Source organism: Streptomyces sp. NPDC059816, from assembly GCF_042732055.1.
GTDB lineage: Bacteria > Actinomycetota > Actinomycetes > Streptomycetales > Streptomycetaceae > Streptomyces.
In genome coordinates, this window is the sequence record NZ_JBHWIQ010000005.1 from 118,545 (window position 1) to 135,247 (window position 16,703).

Consider the following 16,703-nt stretch of genomic DNA (forward strand, 5'->3'; position numbering starts at 1 on the left):
CAATGTAAGATTCGATCCATGCGAACCGTGAACCCGGCCCAGCGCGCCGCCAAGCGCAAGGCGCTGCTCGACGCCGCTGCCGTCTGCTTCGCCGAACGCGGATACGAGGCGACCCGCACCGCCGACATCTGCGCGGCCGTCGGCATGAGCTCCGGCAACCTCTTCCACTACTTCCGGTCCAAACACGAGGTCCTGCTCGCCCTGGTGGAGCGCGACGGCGCGGAAACCGCCGCCTCCGTGGCCGAACTGGCCCTGGCGGACGACCCGTTCGCCGCACTGCTCGCCTTCCTGGAGGAGGTGTGCGCCCTGGCCGCCGATCCCGTCTTCGCGGGCCTGGCCCTGGAGATCGCCGCCCAGGCCCACCGGGACGAGGACGTGGCCACCCGCTTCAAGGCCAACGACCGCTCCTTCCGCGACGGCCTCGCCGCCCTGGTGCGCGCCGCCGACGAAGCCGGACAGCTCCGCACCCCCCTGACCGCGGACGCGGCGGCCACCTGGCTCGCCGCCCTGGTCGACGGGGTGTTCGCCCGGGTCGCCGCCGACCCCCAGTTCCAGCCGCGCGAACAGGCACCGGTCCTGCGCCGCATGGTCACCGCACTGCTCCGCGAGGAGCACCCGGAGGGGGAGGCGCCGTGACGGACACCCACCACGGCACGAGCGCCACCGGAGCGCGACACCCGCGCCCGCACGCGAGCCCCGAATCAGGAGCGGGCGCCGGCGAGGGAGCGGCAGCCGTGCGCCTCCTCAACGTGGACGCCCTGCGGGGCTTCGCCCTCTTCGGCATCCTCATCGTCAACGTCTGGGCGTTCGCCGACCCCTACTACGCCGGCACCACCAGCAATCCGACCTACGACTCGGGACTCGACCACGCCGTCAGGTTCACGATGTCCCTGCTCTTCGAGACCAAGTTCTACCTGCTGTTCTCGTTCCTCTTCGGCTACAGCTTCACGCTCCAGATGGGCGCCGCCGAACGGGCGGGCGCCTCGTTCCGCCCCCGCATGCTGCGCCGCCAGGCCGGCCTGCTCGTGCTCGGTCTGCTGCACGGCGCCCTGCTCTACTACGCCGAGATCCTGGCCCTGTACTCGCTGCTCGGACTGATCCTGCTGGCCTGCCGCTCCACCGCGCCGGCCCGGGCGGTCAAGGTGGCGGTCGCCCTGCTCGTCACGATCAGCGTCGGCTGGCTGCTCCTCGGCCTCGCCGCTCTCACGGACGGCGGCTCGGACGCCCCGGCCGACTCCGAAGCCGCCGACAAGCTCGCCGCGTTCGGCGGGGACGCCGCGGCGACCGCGGGCTTCCACTCGGGCCACCTCGCGGAGACCTTCGCGATCCTCGTCCTGGTCCAGGGCGCCAACGCGCTCGCCATGTTCTTCCTGGGTTACGCGGCGGGCCGCCGCCAGCTCTTCGCCCGGCCCGAGCAGTACCGCACGCTGCTCCGCCGCACCCTGCTGATCGGCGGCCCCATCGGCCTCGCCGGCGCCGTCTTCTACGCGACCAGCGCCGCCTACGCCCAGGGTTCCGCCCGGGAAACCCTCGCCTTCGGAGTGGGCCAACTGACCGCCCCGCTGCTCACCGCCTCGTACGTGGTCCTCGGGCTCGCCCTGTTCCGCACCCGGCCGGGCGGTGCGGTTCAGCGGGCGCTCGCCCCGCTCGGCAAGACCGCCCTGACGAACTACCTCCTCCAATCCGCCACCCTGGGAGTCCTGTTCACCGGCTACGGATTCGGACTGGTCGACCGGCTCAGCCCGTTGACGGTCGTCGCCGTCGTCCCGCTGATCTACGTCGCCCAACTCCTCATGAGCCACTGGTGGTTGCGCACCCACCGCTACGGTCCCGCCGAATGGGCCCTGAGGGCGGTCACGGTGTGGCGGATACCGACGTGGACCGCGAAGCGGTGAGCGACGTCCCTGCGCTGCACCAAGGGGCCGGCCGGACGAAACGACTGCTCCACCCGACTGCGTCACGCCGCGTCCCGGCGCGGCGATGGGCCCGTGGGCGCCCACGGGGCTATCTCTTGACGGAGAACGCACCGACGCACCGGGAGTAGCCCATGGGCCTCATCCACATCGAGCTGTTCACGACCCTGGACCTCGTCGGGCAGGCGCCCGGCGGCCCCGACGAGGACCCGGCGGGGTTCCCGTTCGGCGGCTGGCAGGCGCCCCTGATCGACGAGGTCGCCGGGGCACAGATCAGCGCCGCGTACGAAGGCACCGACGCACTGCTGCTCGGCCGGCGGACGTACGACATCTTCGCCGCCTACTGGCCGCACCAGGACGGCGACGAGTTCGCCGCCCTGTTCAACGCCGTCCCGAAGTACGTGGCCTCCCGCGGCAGGCCCGACCTCCCGTGGGCCGGGTCCGAACTGCTCGGCCCGGACCTGGCCCGCGCGGTGCGCGAGGTCCGCGACCGCCACGAGAACGTGAAGGTCGTCGGAAGCCTGGACCTCGTACAGACCCTCCTGCGCGAAAAGCTCTTCGACCGTCTCGACCTGTGGCTGCACCCGATCGTGCTCGGAGTCGGCAAGAAGGTGTTCGCCGACGGCGCGGTGCCCACCAACGTCACTCTGCTCGCCCCTCCGGCCGCCACCCCGAAGGGCACCGTGCACCTGCGCTACGGGCTCGCCGACGGCACGCCCGCCACGGGGGACATGAGCGCACCGGACCGGGGTGCCGGAGGCGACCGCTGAAGCCGCCCCCGGCACCCGCCCGGGTCAGCGGATCATGAACTCCCGGACGGCCTCCGCGCCGGCCCTGGTGTCGTAGTAGTCCGCGGCCCGCACCGACAGCATGCAGGGACCGTCCCAGGTCGGTTGCCAGGTGATCGTCCCGGTCTGGCCGTAGATCCGCTGCCACGAGGAGTATCCGCAGGCCCCGGAGAACTCCCAGATGTATCCGCCCAGTTTGCGGTCCTTGTCGGCAGCGGCGGGCTTGACCTTGACGACGAAGCTGCCGGTGTGGGGGCTGCCCTCACGGTCCACGGTCAGCTGCGGGCGGCTCGGTTCCGTCCCGTACACGGGGGTCACCCGGTTGACGGTGACGGTCCGGGAGGGCGCACCTTCCCGGCCCTGACCGTCCAGCGCCACCACGTAGTACTGGGTCCGTCCCGCCTTCGCGGCGGTGTGCCGCCCGCGCTGCTCGTACGTCTCGATGTCCGCGGCGGCCGTCCAACCGTCCGTGGTGCCCTGCCGCTGGTAGAGGCGGTAGCCGCCGACGCCCGTCCCGTCGGTGTCCACCATGAGTTCGAACGCGACGACGCTGGCCTCGTCCTCGGGCTTGCCGGTCAGCTCCTCGGGGACCGGCACGTCGGCCGGGGCGACCCGCACGGCCGTCGTGCTCGCCGCCGCTGACACGTTCCCCGCCGCGTCCACGGCGAGCACCCGGTACTGGGTCGGCTGCCCGACCACCGCGCCGCCGTCGTGGAACGAGGTGCCGGTGACGAGCGTCGGGCCGTCCGGGTCCGGTGACCCGATCGGCGAGGCGTGGACCTGGTAGCGCACGGTGTCGCGGGACGCGGACGCCTTCCAGGACACCCGGTTGCCCGCCGTGCTCCCGGTGGCCGCCAGCCCGGTGACGGGGGCCGGTGCGACCTCGTCCACGGCGACGACCTTCAGGTCGGCGGTGCCGGCCGACTGGTTGCCCGCCTTGTCGTGGGCGCGGACCTCGTAGTGGTACGTGGTGCCGGCCTTGGGCAGCGTGTCGGTGTACGAGGTGGCGCTGGTGGTGGTGAGCGGCCGGGAGGAGAACGCGTCGCCGCTGGCCCGCCGGAACACCCGGTAGCCGGCGAGGTCCAGCTCCTTGTTCTTCGCCCAGCTGATGCGCGCCTTGCTGCGGGTGCGGTCGTAGCTCACCGCGGGACCCGCGGGCACCAGCGGCTTGACCCGGTCCACGCTCGCCGAAGTGCGGGGCGTGTAGCCGAACTTGACGTTCGCGGGCCCCGTCCAGTTGACGAAGTCCACCCGCAGGGTGTGCCGGCCCTTCGGCACGGTGACGTTCACCGTCTTCTTCACGGTCCGGGACACGTCCCGCCAGAGGTCGACCTTGCGGGCCCCGTCCACGTACACGCGGATGCCGTCGCGCGCCTCGACGGGCAGCGAGAAGGGGCCGCCGGACCCGAAGTCACGTGTCACCGTCCAACGGACCCCGAACTTGTCCTTGGGCAGACCGCGCGCCGGAGAACCGCTCCAGCTCTCGTTGACCGAGCCGTCGCAGTCCGTCTTCTTCGGCGCACCCGAGAACGTGGTGTTGGCGAAGAACTGCCGGGTGAACACGGGGGACGCGCAGTTCGGCGCGGCGGCGGCAGGAGCCGCCGGAACGACGGCGGTGAGCAGTCCACCCGCCACCGCGAACACCACGGCGCTGGCCGTCGTGGTGCGTCTTGCTGGGTTCATTCAGTGCCTCGGTCCCTCTTGTAGCGCCCGCCGAGCGGTGGGCCCGGCAGCGCAGCAGTGCTGGTATCGAGATCCAGACCTACGAGGGGGCCCCTTGGTTGTACCGCCATGACCAGGCACGTTCCCGCTCCCCGCCCTCCGGGGGACACGGGCCGCCACATGGCTGCGGACCGGTGCCGTGACAGGGTGAAGAAGTAGCTGAACGGGGCACGCAACCGACCGATGGAGTGGTGATGGAACGCATGAAGGCCGTGACGCACGACGGACCCGGCGGGCTCGCCGGTGTGGCCGTGAACGAGACCGCGGTGCAGCACGTGGGCCCCGGGGACGTCCTCATCGAACTGAAGGCGGCCGGACTCAACCACCGGGACCTCTTCGTCGCCGGTGCCCGGACGCCGGCCGACGCCCCGCTGGTCCTGGGGGCCGACGGCGCGGGCCTCGTCGCCGCGACCGGAGACGGGGTCACCGGCACCGGCCTCGCCGTGGGCGACGAGGTGATCATCAACCCCACACTGGACTGGGACCGCGCCTCGGAGGTGCCGGAGGTGCCCGGCATCCTGGGCGGCCCGACCCAGGGCACGTTCGCGCAGTACGTGGTCGTACCGGCGCGCAATGTCCTCCCGAAGCCCGGGCACCTGGACTGGGCGGAGGCCGCCGCCCTCCCGCTCTCCGCCGTCACCGCGTACCGGGCGCTCTTCACCCGCGGCGCCCTCGCTCCGGGCGAACACGTGCTGCTGCCCGGCATCGGCGGCGGGGTGGCGACGATCGCCCTCGCCATGGCCAAGGCGGCGGGCGCGACCGTCAGCGTCACCTCCCGCAGCGAGGAAAAGCTCCGCCGGGCACGGGAGTTGGGCGCGGACCACACCCTGCGCAGCGACGCGGACTGGGCCGCCGAACTGGTCCGGCCGGCCGATCTGGTGGTCGACAGCATCGGATCGGCGACGTTCGCACCCGCGCTCGCCGCGCTGCGCCCCGGCGGCAGGTTCGTGACGCTGGGCGCGACGACCGGCGCGGACGTCACGCTGTCGCTGCGCGAACTGTTCTTCCGGCAGATCAGCCTGTTGGGGACCTCGATGGGCAGCGCGGAGGAGTTCCACGCGATGCTGGCGTTCGTCGCCGAACACCGTCTCCGTCCGGTCGTGCACCGGGCGTTCCCGCTGGCCGAGGGGGCGGAGGCGTTGGCCGAACTGGCCGGCGGCAGCCAGTTCGGCAAGCTGGTCCTCACCCTGGGGTGAGACGCGGGGCGATCCCCGAGACCCCGGGGGATCGCGCGCGTCGCGACGGGTCCCGTGACGGCTCCCGGTCGTAGGGTCGGACCCCGTGACCGAGGAGGACTTCCGATGCGCAACGTGACCTACTCGATGAGCGTCTCCCTGGACGGCTACATCGTCGGGCCGGACGGCACCTTCGACTGGACGGCCCCCGACCCGGACGTCTTCCGCTTCTGGATCGACGAGATCCGCGGGGTCGACGTCCATCTGCTGGGGCGGCGGCTGTACGAGACGATGCTGTACTGGGAGACCGCCGACCAGGACGCCTCGCTCGACGACGCGCAGCGCGAATGGATCGCGCTCTGGAACCCGCTCCCCAAGGTGGTGTTCTCCCACACGCTGTCGACGGTGCAGGGCAACGCCCGCTTGGCTGCCGGCGGCCTGGTGGAGGAGATCGAGCGGTTGCGCGCCGAGCCGGGGGAGGGCGAGATCGCGATCGGCGGCGCGAGGCTGGCGGCGGAAGCCGCCGAGGCGGGCCTGATCGACGAGTACCGGGCCGTGGTCTACCCGGTGTTGGTCGGCGGCGGCATCCCGTTCTTCCCCCGGCACGAACGCCGAGTGGACCTCGAACTGGTCGAGACCCGCACGTTCAGCTCACGGTTCGTCTACCTCCGGTACCGGGTGGCCCGCTGACACGTCCGGTCGTCGAAGGAGGCAGCCCCACTTACCGGGCAAGGCCATGCCGGGTACTCAGCCCAACGCCTTCTGGATGGCTTCGAAAATGTCCGCGTCGGTCTCCTGTTGCCACACGGGAAGATCGGGCCAGTCGGCCACGTACCCCGGCTTCGGGTCCTCGAACTGTTTGAACATCTGGGCGGTCCAGCAGGTGGCGACGAAGCGGCTCTTCTGCTCCCGGGACAGTCGGGTCGCATGCCCGCCGCTGATCTCGATGAAGTGGCGGACCTGCTCGTATACGGAGCCGGCGGCCTGGCGTTCCCACTCCGGAGTGTCCTCCCAGGGGGTGACGTATCCGGCCTTCGGCTCGCCGGGGAAGTGTTGGCGCACCCCCGCGATCCACGCCTCCCGGAACAGTCGTGCGCCTTCGGTCTGCGACATGCCAACCCCTCTCGTCACGGCGTCCTCAGCGCGGCGATCTCCGCTCCCAGCTCCGCCACGCGGTGGTCGCGGCTCAAGGGCCCGAACTCGTCGCACAGATCGTGGAGTCTACGGGCGACGTAGCCGGACGATGATGCTCGGGCGAGCTGGACAGCTTCCCGCCCGTACACGCTGACCTGCTCGGGGTCGTTCCGCTGCGCACCGATGGAGGCCAGATCGGTCAGCACAGTGCCCCGTCGTCGGTACGACTGCCCGGAGGCGAGCTCACTCTGTTCCAGCGCCCGGCTCAGGGTCTCCTCGGCCAGGTCGAGTCGGCCAAGCCGGACGTACCGCGCTCCGCGCTCCTCCGCGAGCCTCGTGCCGTCGAAGCGGAGCCATCCGCGATTGGTGCTCCCCGCAGGTAGCTCCTTGACCTGCTCGGCCTGCTCCAGGGCACGCTCGCACGCGGAGAGATCACCGAGACCCGCGTACGCCTCGGCTTGGACCGACGCGATCCAGTGCCGGGTGGCCAGAGCGCCGTTGCCCCGGGAGGCCAGCCGCTCGGCGACCTCGAGCATCTGCACGGCGTGGTGGTATCGGCGGCCGGACATGTCCACGTAGGCATGCCGGACGAGGGCGCACGCCCACAGGTCGTACGCGCCGGCGTCCTTGCTGACGGAGGCCGCGAGCGCGTAGGAGGCGGCGGCATCGGTGTACCGGTTCGCGTCGAAGGCCACCTCGCCCGCGAGCTGGAAGAGGTCGGCCGCTGCGTGTAGCAGAGGGCGGGAAGTGCCTCGGCTCGTGCTCAGGGCTTCGCTGAGGGTCATCAGCTGCTCCCTGACGACGGGATAGACCGCCCCCTTGGAACGGGCGAGTTGGTAGACCTGCCAGAGGTGGCTGTTCATGCGGGCGAAGTCGGCGGGTGCCCCCCGGCGAACTCCGTCCGTGAGGGCGGCGGCCTCGTCGGCGGGCAAGGCGGTCAGCGCCCCGCTCACGCTCAGAAGGCGGAGGAATTCACGGCGGATCATCTCGTCAGGGTCTCCCGCTCTCGGGTACGGATGGCCGCTGGAAGGCTGCCCGCCGGCCACTGCTCGGTCCGCGGATCGCGGTTGGTTCAGCAGCACGTCCAGCTCATCGAGGCCGACGTCGAGAGCTGCCGCCAAACCCGGCCGCTGGAGCGGCTGCGGTACCCCCCTGCTGCTCTCCCAACGTCCGACCGTTGTACGGTCCACGCCGAGTAACTGGGCTAACTTTTCCTGACTGTAGCCCAGGGCCCTGCGCCGTTCCGCCAATCCCATACCGGCTCCCTCCCATGAACTCGTCCCGTGACGATCATGTGCCCGGATGTGCATCAAGGCTGCCGCATCGATGCCGTGGAGTCCTCGTGCTCCCCACGCTTTCCTTGGTGTTGTCGCGAGCGGGCGTTGTCCGTCTGGATCGGCACCGGAGCACCAGGGGCTCGCTCCGCCCCTCCCACCCGACGCCGTGCGCGACAGCAGAGCACACCCGTACAGGAGCGGTGTCGCGTTCTTTCGTTCCGCTCATCCAGGCCATTACCCACACGTGGCTGTCCGAAGACTGGAGGCTTTTACGTCCCGCAGGGCCGGGGAGCACCGTGCCCCGCCGCACCCGATCGACCACGAAGGGAGGTGAACATCATGACGGACACCACTCAGCCGGGGATCGACCCGGACGAGGAGGTCGTGCCCCTGGAGAACGCGGCTCTGCTGACCCAGGGCGGCAACAGCAACAGCGTAGAGAACAAGCGCTCCCCGTACGACTGCTGATCTTCAACGGCGGCATCTCGATGTGAGATGTCGCCGTTCCATTCCGGCCCGAACCCTTTGGAGGTGATCACATGGGACGGTTCGGTGGGGCACTTGCCTCATCCCATCCGGGTCCTGCCCCGATCGGTGCCCAGATCGTGTGGAACGAGCCTCGTGTCTGGTCGATGCGTGCGACCGTACGGTTGGCCGCGGGGAGAAATGGCGGACGGCTCGCGGTCTTCGGCCCCTGCGGAGCGGTGGATGCCGAGTTGGAACGCCTTGCAGACCACGCCAGTACCGACGAACTGGATACGGCGGTGACCGCCTGGACGGGTGCCTACGCCCTCGCCCTGGACAACGGGAAGGGTACGTTCACCCTGTGGGCGGACCCGGCTGGCGCCTGCCCCCTCTACCTCGCGCGAACGCCTGACACCCTCCTGTGGTCGTCCAGTTCACTGGCGCTCGCCTCGCTGCTCGGAAGCGGGCCGGACCGTCGGTGGCTTGCCGCGCATCTGACCGACCCGACCGCATGGACCCCTGGACGCTCGGCGTGGACTGACGTGGAACAGGTGCCGCCCGGACATCGGTGGACCGTCTCGCCGAAGGGGGCATCGGCCTGTGTCCCGTACTGGGAACCCTTCTCGGGCACCCGGGCCGAATCCGTCCGGCGGCTGCGGGACGACTTGGCGGACAGCGTCCTGATCCGCGCGGCTGGCCGGGTGACCTCCTCGGACCTGTCCGGTGGACTGGACTCCAGCACGCTGGCCGCCCATGCTGCCCGATGCGGCCCGGTCATAGGGATCACCCACCACCCGAAGGGAAGGGAGAGGGGCGGCGACACCGACCACGCCCGCGAGGTGGCACGGGCCTTCCCCACTATCCGGCACCGTCTGATGCCACTGGGTCGGGAACACCTCCCTTTCACGGATCTCGACGCGCTGGTCCTCACCGATGAGCCGGCACCATCCGCCATCACCATCGCTCAGCTCTTCTCACAGTTCGTGCTGGTGGCATCCGAGGAAGTCGAGGTCCACCTCACGGGTGACGGCGGTGATTCCCTCTTCATGCCGCCGCCGACGCACCTGGCCGACCTCGTCCGCTCGGGGCGTCTGCTTCGCCTCGCCTGGGACGCCCAGTCGTGGGCGCGTCTCCATCGGGCGAGCCCCTGGCCTGTCCTGTCCACGGCCTGGAAGCACCCTGATCGACTGGGTGGTACCTCGGGCCCGAAACCCTGGCTGACCAGCGATGCCTTCGACCTGGCGGATGCTGTCGTCTCGCCCTGTCCGCACGGCAGTTCTCTGAGGTACGCCGACCGTCATCTCCTCGCCGAGTGTCGCTATGTCGGCCGCACGGCTGCTACGGAGAACCAGCTGGCCGCCGCGTTCGGGATCGAGATGCACAACCCGTTCACCGACGCGCGAATCCTGGATTCCGTCCTCGCCGTCCCCGCCGACGAACGTTGGTCGGCCCACCACTACAAGCCGCTCTTGGTCGACGCCGTCCGGAACCTGCTGCCCGACTCAGTGGTGCGACGCGGGTCGAAGGGGCGGTTCGCCATGGACCACCATCATGGTCTCCGCGCCAACCTGGGCCGTGCCCTGGACCTGGCGGACGGGCACCTCGCCGGTCTCGGACTGGTTCGGCCGGCCATCCTGCGATCGCTGCTCCGCCGGGGCGCACTGGGGGTCGATATCCCCTGGGGACTGATCGAACCGGTCCTCGGTACGGAGTTGTGGCTCCGCGCCTCCGGAACGGCGCCACAGCTCGTGCGTTGGGAGAAGCGGCGATGATCGTACCCGTCCCGACCAGGCACACCCGTACGGCGATCATCGGCCGCACCGGGGTGATCATCGACTACCGGACCGGCTCCACCACGGTCCTCACCGGGACCACACTGGCCGGCTGGCTCGACGCCCTGCAGCACAGCGCGGCTCCGGCTCCCGTGACCGTTCAGGCATCCGCGATCTCCTGGGGGACCAGTGAATCGGCCGCCTGTCTCCCGCTCCTTACCCGCCCCCCATGGCGATGGGCACTGGCCGCGGCGGTGCTGCTTCTGTACATGCTCGCCGTACGACAGTTCGGTAACCGCGGAACACGCTTTGGTCGTCTGGTCCGCCTTGCCGAGTCCGGCCGGAACTTCCCGCCTCCACCCCGGCGACAAGCGGCGCTCGCGGTCCGCTCCGTCCGCTGGGTGGCCCGGGTCCTGCCCGCCCGGGTCGCCTGTCTGGAGGAATCCACGGCGGTCTCGCTGTTGCTCGCGTGCTGCGGCTGGGGCGGTGTCTGGCGGCACGGTATCGCCACCGACCCGATCAGGTTTCACGCCTGGATCTGCGATGTTCACGCCTGCCCGGTCGAGGAACCCGACCAGACTGACGACTACACACCCCTCAACACCCCAGCAACCAAAGCGAAGAGGTACCGATGACTACCCCGCAGATCCTGCTCACCGGCGAATGTGTCGCGCTGGTCCTTCCTGAGCGTGATCACCTGCCCGACTACCACCGCTGGGAGAACGACCCCGGCACCATCCTCGGCTTCGGGACCCAGGTCCCCCAGTCCTGGGAAGCTCGTTCGGGGGGCTGGGAGCGTCAGCGGGCCAACCGCGACTACCCCCAGTTCGAGGTGGTCACCGCTGACGATCACACGCCGGTTGGACTCACCACGCTCCAGATCGACGGGGCGGTACGGACAGCGGAGTTCGTGATCCTGATGGCCCCGGAAGCACGGGGCAGGGGCCTCGCCACCGAGGCCACTTCCCTGACCCTGCGCTGGGCGTTCGAGTACACCGCCCTCCGCATGGTCTGGCTCAAGGTCCTGGAGCCAAACGCGGCGGGCGTGGCGGCCTATCAGAAGGCCGGCTTCCAGCCCGCAGGTCGCCTCCGCCAGTCCGGCTACTGGCAGGGACAGCCCTGCGACGAACTCCTGATGGACGCCGTCGCCGACGACCACCTGGTGGTCACCGACCCCGCCTGATCACTCGGTGCCCACGCTGAGGCTGGCGCGGCGTTTGGCCGGTGTCCTGCCCGCTCTGGGGTTTGGCCGGGCCCGGCGTCGGATCCCGGCCCCTGAGGCCCCGCCGTCGTGACATCGGTCGGCGCGGTGCCACGCAGCGCACCTGAGCCGTCAACCGAGGGGGCGCCGTTCCGGGGCGCCCCCTGCTCACCACGAGAGGTGCACCATGCCCGAACGCTTCCACTGGGACCAACTGCCCGTCGACCTAAGGGCGGTGGTGGAGGGGCGAACCGGTGAGGTGACCGGGATCGCACCCGTGGACGAAGGGCTGAACTGTTCGCTCGCGGTGGTGATCCGCACCCGCGTAGACGGCCCCCTGTTCCTGAAGGGTGTCTGCACCTCCGACCCCGCCGGGTTGGACGGGCTGCGCTACGAGGAGCGGGTCAACGAACTCGTGCGCGGGGTCGGCCCGGCCATCCGGCACCGCTTCGAACTCGACGGATGGCGGTGCCTGGCGTTCACGCACGTCGAGGGGCGGCACGTCGACTACGAGCCCGGCACGGGAGACCTGGACGCGCTCACCCGAACCGCGCGCCGGATGGGCGAGCTGCCGGCGCCGCGCGTGGCGCTTCCGCGGTTGGCGGACCGGTTCGCCGCGCACCTGCGCCCCGGCGAGGCGGACGCGCTCCAGGGCGCGCACCTGCTCCACACGGACACCAACCCGCACAACGTCCTGATGGGTGCGTCCGGGGACGCGTACGTCGTGGATTGGGCCATGCCCGCACTCGGGCCCGGATGGGTCGACGCCGCGTACCTGGCCACGTGGTTGATGACCTACGGGCACGCGCCCGAGGACGCGCTGACGTGGCTGTCCGGCCTCCCGCACTGGCGCGAGGCGGAGCGCACGGCGGTCGAAGCGTTCGTGAACGTGACCTGTCGCAGCTGGACGGCGCAGGTGGGGGAGAAGGACGCGTTGCTCGGCAACGCCTACTTCCGGCATCTGCTCGACGCGACGCAGCAGTAGGGGGCCACTCGTCCGCGCGGCCGGGCGCCACATGTGGCGCAATCGGTACCGTCGCGATGGGTTCCCGAGGTGGTACAGACCAAGTAGCTTCGAAGTGTCATGTACACGCGCTAGCGTCGGTGCGACCCCCACGGCACCCCGGCCCGTACAGCGCCACCCCACAGCGATACGACACAGCGCCACCCCACAGCGCCACCCCACAGCGGTACCCCACAGCGTCAATCACAGGGGCACGGCACCGCCGCCAGGCATCGCACCCGTCCCAGTCGAACGTTCAGCTGCTCCCGATTCCTCCCACATCGACAAGGGAGAGCCACATGTTCCGCAGACGAACCCCCACCGGAGACACCCCACACACCAGACGCACCAGCGCGACGAGAGCCACCGGGAACAGACGCGTACTCGGCCGCCTCCGTGCCACCGCGCACGCGGCCGTCCGTACCTGTACCCCCGCCCGGACGGGACCCCGCCCGGCGCACCGCACGAGCACCCGTCGGCCCCCGCGCAGACTCCTCACGGTCCTCGCCGTACTGGTCCTCCCGCTCGCCTCGATGACCGCACTCGCCAGCCCCGCGCAGGCGGCCGGGACCCTCACCGCCAGCTTCACCACGCAGAACAACGGTTCCTGGTGGAAGGGCACGTACGTCATCCGCAACACCGGCACCGCGCCGGTCACCGGCTGGACCCTCGCCTTCGACCTGCCGGCCGGGGTGTCCGTCAGCGGTCACTACCACGGTGACGCGACGGTCAACGGCAACAAGGTCACCGTCAAGAACGCGTACTACAACGCCACCATCCCGGCCGGCGGCACCAGCGAACCGTGGAGCTACTGGTTCGTGGCCAACGGCCCCGTCGGCACGCCCACCGGGTGCACCGTCAACGGGGACAAGTGCGACGGCACGCCGGACGTACCGCCCACGGCGCCAGGAACCCCGTCGTCCACCGCCATCACCGCCCGCACCGCCGCGCTGACCTGGCCGGCCGCGAGCGCGGGTGACTACCCGGTGGCCTCGTACGAGGTGGTGAGCGGCGGTACCGTGCTCGCCACCTCCGACAGCGTCAGCGCGACCCTCACCGGACTGACCCCGGCGGCGAGCTACACCGTCACCGTCCGGGCGAAGGACAGCCGGGGCAACACCGGGCCGCCCAGCCCGGCGTTCACCTTCCGCACCGTCGATCCGGCGTCCGATCCGACGCCACCGACCGCCCCGGGCAACCTCCGGCTGACCAGCAAGACCGCGTCCACCGCGCTCCTCGCGTGGAACGCCTCCACCGACAACGTGGCCGTCGCCGCGTACGACGTCTACCGGGGCGCCACCCTGGTCAAGACGGTGGCCGGCACGACCGCGACGGTGGAGGGGCTGTCGCCGGCCACCACCTACACCTTCACGGTCAAGGCCCGGGACACCGCGGACAATGCGTCGCCGGCGTCCAATGCGCTGAGCGTCACCACCGATGACGTCGCGGGTCCGGGGAACTACTACAAGGTCGGCTACTTCAGCCAATGGGGCATCTACGGACGCCAGTTCTTCATCAAGAACCTCGACACCTCCGGGGCGGCGGCCAAGCTGGACGTCGTCAACTACGCCTTCCAGAACATCGATCCGGTCAACTTCACCTGTCAGGCGGGCGTGACCAAGGGCGTCTCCGGCAACCCGCAGGACCCCAACGAGGGAACCGGCGCGGGTGACGCGGACGCCGACTACGCACGGCCCATGTCCGCGGCCCAGTCCGTGGACGGAGTGGCGGACGACGGCTGGGGCAAGCTGCGCGGCAACTTCAACCAGATCAAGAAGCTGAAGGCCAAGTACCCCCACCTGAAGTTCGTCGTGTCGCTCGGCGGCTGGACGTTCTCCAAGTACTTCGCGGACGCGGCGGCCACCCCGGCGTCACGGGAGAAGTTCGTACGGTCCTGCGTCGACGTCTGGATCAAGGGCAACCTGCCCGTCTACAACGGCGCGGGCGGCCCCGGCACCGGCGCCGGGATCTTCGACGGCATCGACCTCGACTGGGAGTGGCCGGGCGCCGAAGGGCACCCCGGCAACCACTGGAGCGCCGCCGACAAGGCCAACAACACCGCGCTGATCGCCGAGTTCCGCAAGCAGCTCGACGCGCTCGGCGGCGAACACCGGCTGCTGACCGCGTTCACGCCCGCCGACCCGGCCAAGATCCAGGCGGGTTGGGACCTGTCGAAGATATTCGAGCACCTCGACTTCGCCAACGTCCAGGGCTACGACTTCCACGGCGCGGGCAGCGACAACTCCTGGGAGCCGGGCCGCACCGGCCACCAGTCCAACCTGCGCAAGGACGCCCAGGACCCGTACGCCTTCGACTTCAGCATCGAGAAGGCGATCCAGACCTATCTCGACGCGGGGGTCAGTCCACGCAAGCTCACCGTCGGGTTCCCGTTCTACGGCCGCGGCTGGAAGGACGTCGCCAGCGGGCCGGCCGGGACCAACGGCGAGTGGCAGACGGCGAACGGCGCGGCGACCGGGCAGTTCCCGGAGGAGGCGGGAATCCGCGGGTACCACAACCTGATCAGCAACTATCCGAACATGACCGTGTACCACGACGAACAGTCGGTCTCGACGTACGGGTACACCGGGCCGAACGGTCAGTGGTGGTCGTTCGACGACGCCTGGTCGATCGGGAAGAAGGCCGAGTGGATCAGAGCCAAGGGCCTGCTCGGGGCGATGGTCTGGGAGATGTCGGGTGACACCCCGAACGGCACCCTGATGAGCGCCCTGCACACCGGGCTGCCGTAGGACCCGTCCGGCGCGACACGGCTCCGCCGGCGGTGTCCGGTGCACGCGATCGCGGGTGAGGGTCGCGCAGCACCGGGCGCCGTCCGGCGGGGGCAGCGAACGGCTCCCGCACCGGGGCGGTTCGTGCGGGGAGTCGCGCCCCCGACGCGACCTCACCTGGTCACCGACACGTTCGCGTCCGGCGCCTCGGGTGTGTCCGGTCCATGGGGTGTGGGCGCTGTGGGCGCTGCGTGCGGTGCGCCCGGGAGGTCGGCCGCCCGGACCCGTAGCGCCATGCCGAACTCCGCCCGGCCGCCCACCCGCAGTGCCACCGCCATCAGCGGCACGACGAGCAGCAACAGCAGCGCCCCGAGCACCAGCCCCATCGTCGGGAACCCGGCCCGCTCCACCAGCAGCCCCCCGGTCAGCGGCCCGCACGCGATGCCCAGCGAACTCGCCGCCCCCACCAGCACGGCCCACCGGCCCCGGTCGTCCAGGGCCGCGGCGAGCCCGGTGAGGTAGGCGAGGACGAACGGGTAGCAGGCGTTCCAGCCGATCTCCCCGACCGCGAAGGCCACCGGTCCCTCGGCCCGGGCGGCCAGGGCGATGCAGCAGGCGATCAGCGCCGTGCCCACCCCGATGGGCAGCGCCCGTCCCGGGCGTGCGCCCAGTGCGCCCGCGGCGGCGACGCCGAGCAGCCCCGCCCCCAGCGCCACCGCGAACACCACGCCGATCGCGACCTCGTCCAGCCCCGCCTGTTCGGCGCCGATCCGGGCGCTGACCCCCCACAACGCGTTCTGCGCCATCGCCCAGAACACCATCGCGCCCGCCAGCACCGGCCCCGAGTGGCGGTAGGGCAAGGGGTCCGGGTCCGTCGCGCCCGGCGCGGAGTCGGGGCCGGGCGCATCGGTGAGGCGGGCCGTCGCGGGCAGCACCAGGGCGGCGGTCAGCGCGAGCACCGCGAACACCGGGGTGTGGCCGGGCCCGAGCCGCGGGACCGTCAGATACGCGGCGGCGGCCAGCGCGGACAGGCTCAGCAGACCGAGCGTGCAGGTCCGGTGGGGGTCGCGCTGGCCGGCGATCCCGGCCGAGGCGATCGCGGCGGCGGTGCCCGAGCCGAGACCACCGGCCAGCGCGCCGAGCCCCGCGTACTCCACGGTGTCCGCGAGGGCGGCGGTGCCGTACCCCGCCAGGGCCAGCAGGAGTCCCGCCCGGGCGGTCCGGCGCGGCCCGTACCGGCCGGCCCGGGAGGCGAGGAGCACCCCCGCGCCCGCCGAGCACAGCAGGAGTCCGCTGCCGAGGGCTCCCGCCCGGGCGGGGGAGAGGGCGAAGGCGTCGCCGAGGCGGGCGACGACGGTGGGGAGGAGGTACGAGGTCAGCTGTCCGGCGGTGTACAGGGCGACGAACGGTGGTGCGGTGGGGGCGGTGCGGCGCAGGTGCACGGGCGCTCCGGTGGGCGTGCGGGCGAGCCCGGAAGGGGGCGCGCGGGGGGTCGGCCGGGGCGTGCGGGGCCGGTGCGCGCGGACA

15 protein-coding genes are annotated in these 16,703 nt (G+C 71.1%); 11 read left to right on the top strand and 4 right to left on the bottom strand.

Features of this window, described 5'->3' with window-relative positions; genetic code table 11:
• Positions 1–18: 18 nt before the first annotated feature.
• From ACFV88_RS08940 to ACFV88_RS08950, 3 genes are all read left to right on the top strand, one after another.
• The gene (locus ACFV88_RS08940; RefSeq protein WP_385487621.1) at positions 19–636 is read left to right on the top strand and encodes a TetR/AcrR family transcriptional regulator; all 618 of its coding nucleotides are present in this window, start codon (positions 19–21) and stop codon (positions 634–636) included.
• A complete protein-coding gene (locus tag ACFV88_RS08945; protein ID WP_385487623.1) occupies positions 633–1,895 on the top strand; it encodes a DUF418 domain-containing protein in 1,263 nt (420 codons plus the stop codon). Before ACFV88_RS08940 ends, ACFV88_RS08945 begins: the two co-directional genes overlap by 4 nt.
• 152 nt (positions 1,896–2,047) lie before the next feature.
• Entirely contained in the window at positions 2,048–2,683 is a 636-nt protein-coding gene (locus ACFV88_RS08950) for a dihydrofolate reductase family protein (RefSeq protein ID WP_385487625.1), read from the top strand.
• A 24-nt stretch (positions 2,684–2,707) separates the two neighbouring features.
• On the opposite strand, the gene ACFV88_RS08955 is transcribed toward ACFV88_RS08950, so the two are convergent.
• Positions 2,708–4,384 (bottom strand): PA14 domain-containing protein, encoded by a 1,677-nt coding sequence (locus ACFV88_RS08955; RefSeq protein WP_385487627.1) that lies wholly within the window; start codon positions 4,382–4,384, stop codon positions 2,708–2,710.
• 233 nt (positions 4,385–4,617) lie between these two features.
• Here ACFV88_RS08955 and ACFV88_RS08960 point away from each other — a divergent pair, with 233 nt between their 5' ends.
• On the top strand, positions 4,618–5,619 hold the full coding sequence (locus ACFV88_RS08960; RefSeq protein WP_385487629.1) for a zinc-binding dehydrogenase: 1,002 nt from the start codon (positions 4,618–4,620) through the stop codon (positions 5,617–5,619).
• 105 nt (positions 5,620–5,724) lie between these two features.
• Positions 5,725–6,288: a dihydrofolate reductase family protein gene (locus tag ACFV88_RS08965; protein WP_385487631.1), complete on the top strand. Its 564-nt coding sequence runs from the start codon at positions 5,725–5,727 to the stop codon at positions 6,286–6,288.
• Between the two features lie 57 nt (positions 6,289–6,345).
• Here the strand turns inward: ACFV88_RS08965 and ACFV88_RS08970 are convergent, their stop codons facing one another.
• Both ACFV88_RS08970 and ACFV88_RS08975 read right to left on the bottom strand, forming a co-directional pair.
• On the bottom strand, positions 6,346–6,711 hold the full coding sequence (locus ACFV88_RS08970; RefSeq protein ID WP_385487633.1) for a hypothetical protein: 366 nt from the start codon (positions 6,709–6,711) through the stop codon (positions 6,346–6,348).
• Between the two features lie 14 nt (positions 6,712–6,725).
• Positions 6,726–7,988 carry a helix-turn-helix transcriptional regulator gene (locus tag ACFV88_RS08975; RefSeq protein ID WP_385487635.1) on the bottom strand — a complete coding sequence of 421 codons (1,263 nt, stop codon included), beginning with the start codon at positions 7,986–7,988 and terminating at the stop codon, positions 6,726–6,728.
• A gap of 360 nt (positions 7,989–8,348) precedes the next feature.
• Here ACFV88_RS08975 and ACFV88_RS08980 point away from each other — a divergent pair, with 360 nt between their 5' ends.
• The 6 genes from ACFV88_RS08980 (at position 8,349) to ACFV88_RS09005 (ending at position 15,197) form a co-directional block, all read left to right on the top strand.
• A complete protein-coding gene (locus tag ACFV88_RS08980; protein WP_385487637.1) occupies positions 8,349–8,477 on the top strand; it encodes an albusnodin family lasso peptide in 129 nt (42 codons plus the stop codon).
• A 71-nt stretch (positions 8,478–8,548) separates the two neighbouring features.
• The gene (locus ACFV88_RS08985; protein ID WP_385487639.1) at positions 8,549–10,246 is read left to right on the top strand and encodes an albusnodin/ikarugamycin family macrolactam cyclase; all 1,698 of its coding nucleotides are present in this window, start codon (positions 8,549–8,551) and stop codon (positions 10,244–10,246) included.
• Positions 10,243–10,881, top strand: a complete 639-nt coding sequence (locus ACFV88_RS08990) for a lasso peptide biosynthesis B2 protein (RefSeq protein ID WP_385487641.1) — start codon at positions 10,243–10,245, stop codon at positions 10,879–10,881. Before ACFV88_RS08985 ends, ACFV88_RS08990 begins: the two co-directional genes overlap by 4 nt.
• Positions 10,878–11,429 carry a GNAT family N-acetyltransferase gene (locus ACFV88_RS08995; protein WP_385487643.1) on the top strand — a complete coding sequence of 184 codons (552 nt, stop codon included), beginning with the start codon at positions 10,878–10,880 and terminating at the stop codon, positions 11,427–11,429. Before ACFV88_RS08990 ends, ACFV88_RS08995 begins: the two co-directional genes overlap by 4 nt.
• Positions 11,430–11,634: 205 nt before the next feature.
• Positions 11,635–12,432 carry a phosphotransferase family protein gene (locus ACFV88_RS09000; RefSeq protein WP_385487645.1) on the top strand — a complete coding sequence of 266 codons (798 nt, stop codon included), beginning with the start codon at positions 11,635–11,637 and terminating at the stop codon, positions 12,430–12,432.
• 551 nt (positions 12,433–12,983) lie between these two features.
• On the top strand, positions 12,984–15,197 hold the full coding sequence (locus ACFV88_RS09005; RefSeq protein WP_385487996.1) for a glycosyl hydrolase family 18 protein: 2,214 nt from the start codon (positions 12,984–12,986) through the stop codon (positions 15,195–15,197).
• Between the two features lie 152 nt (positions 15,198–15,349).
• Here the strand turns inward: ACFV88_RS09005 and ACFV88_RS09010 are convergent, their stop codons facing one another.
• Entirely contained in the window at positions 15,350–16,618 is a 1,269-nt protein-coding gene (locus tag ACFV88_RS09010; protein WP_385487647.1) for an MFS transporter, read from the bottom strand.
• Between the last annotated feature and the right edge of the window lie 85 nt (positions 16,619–16,703).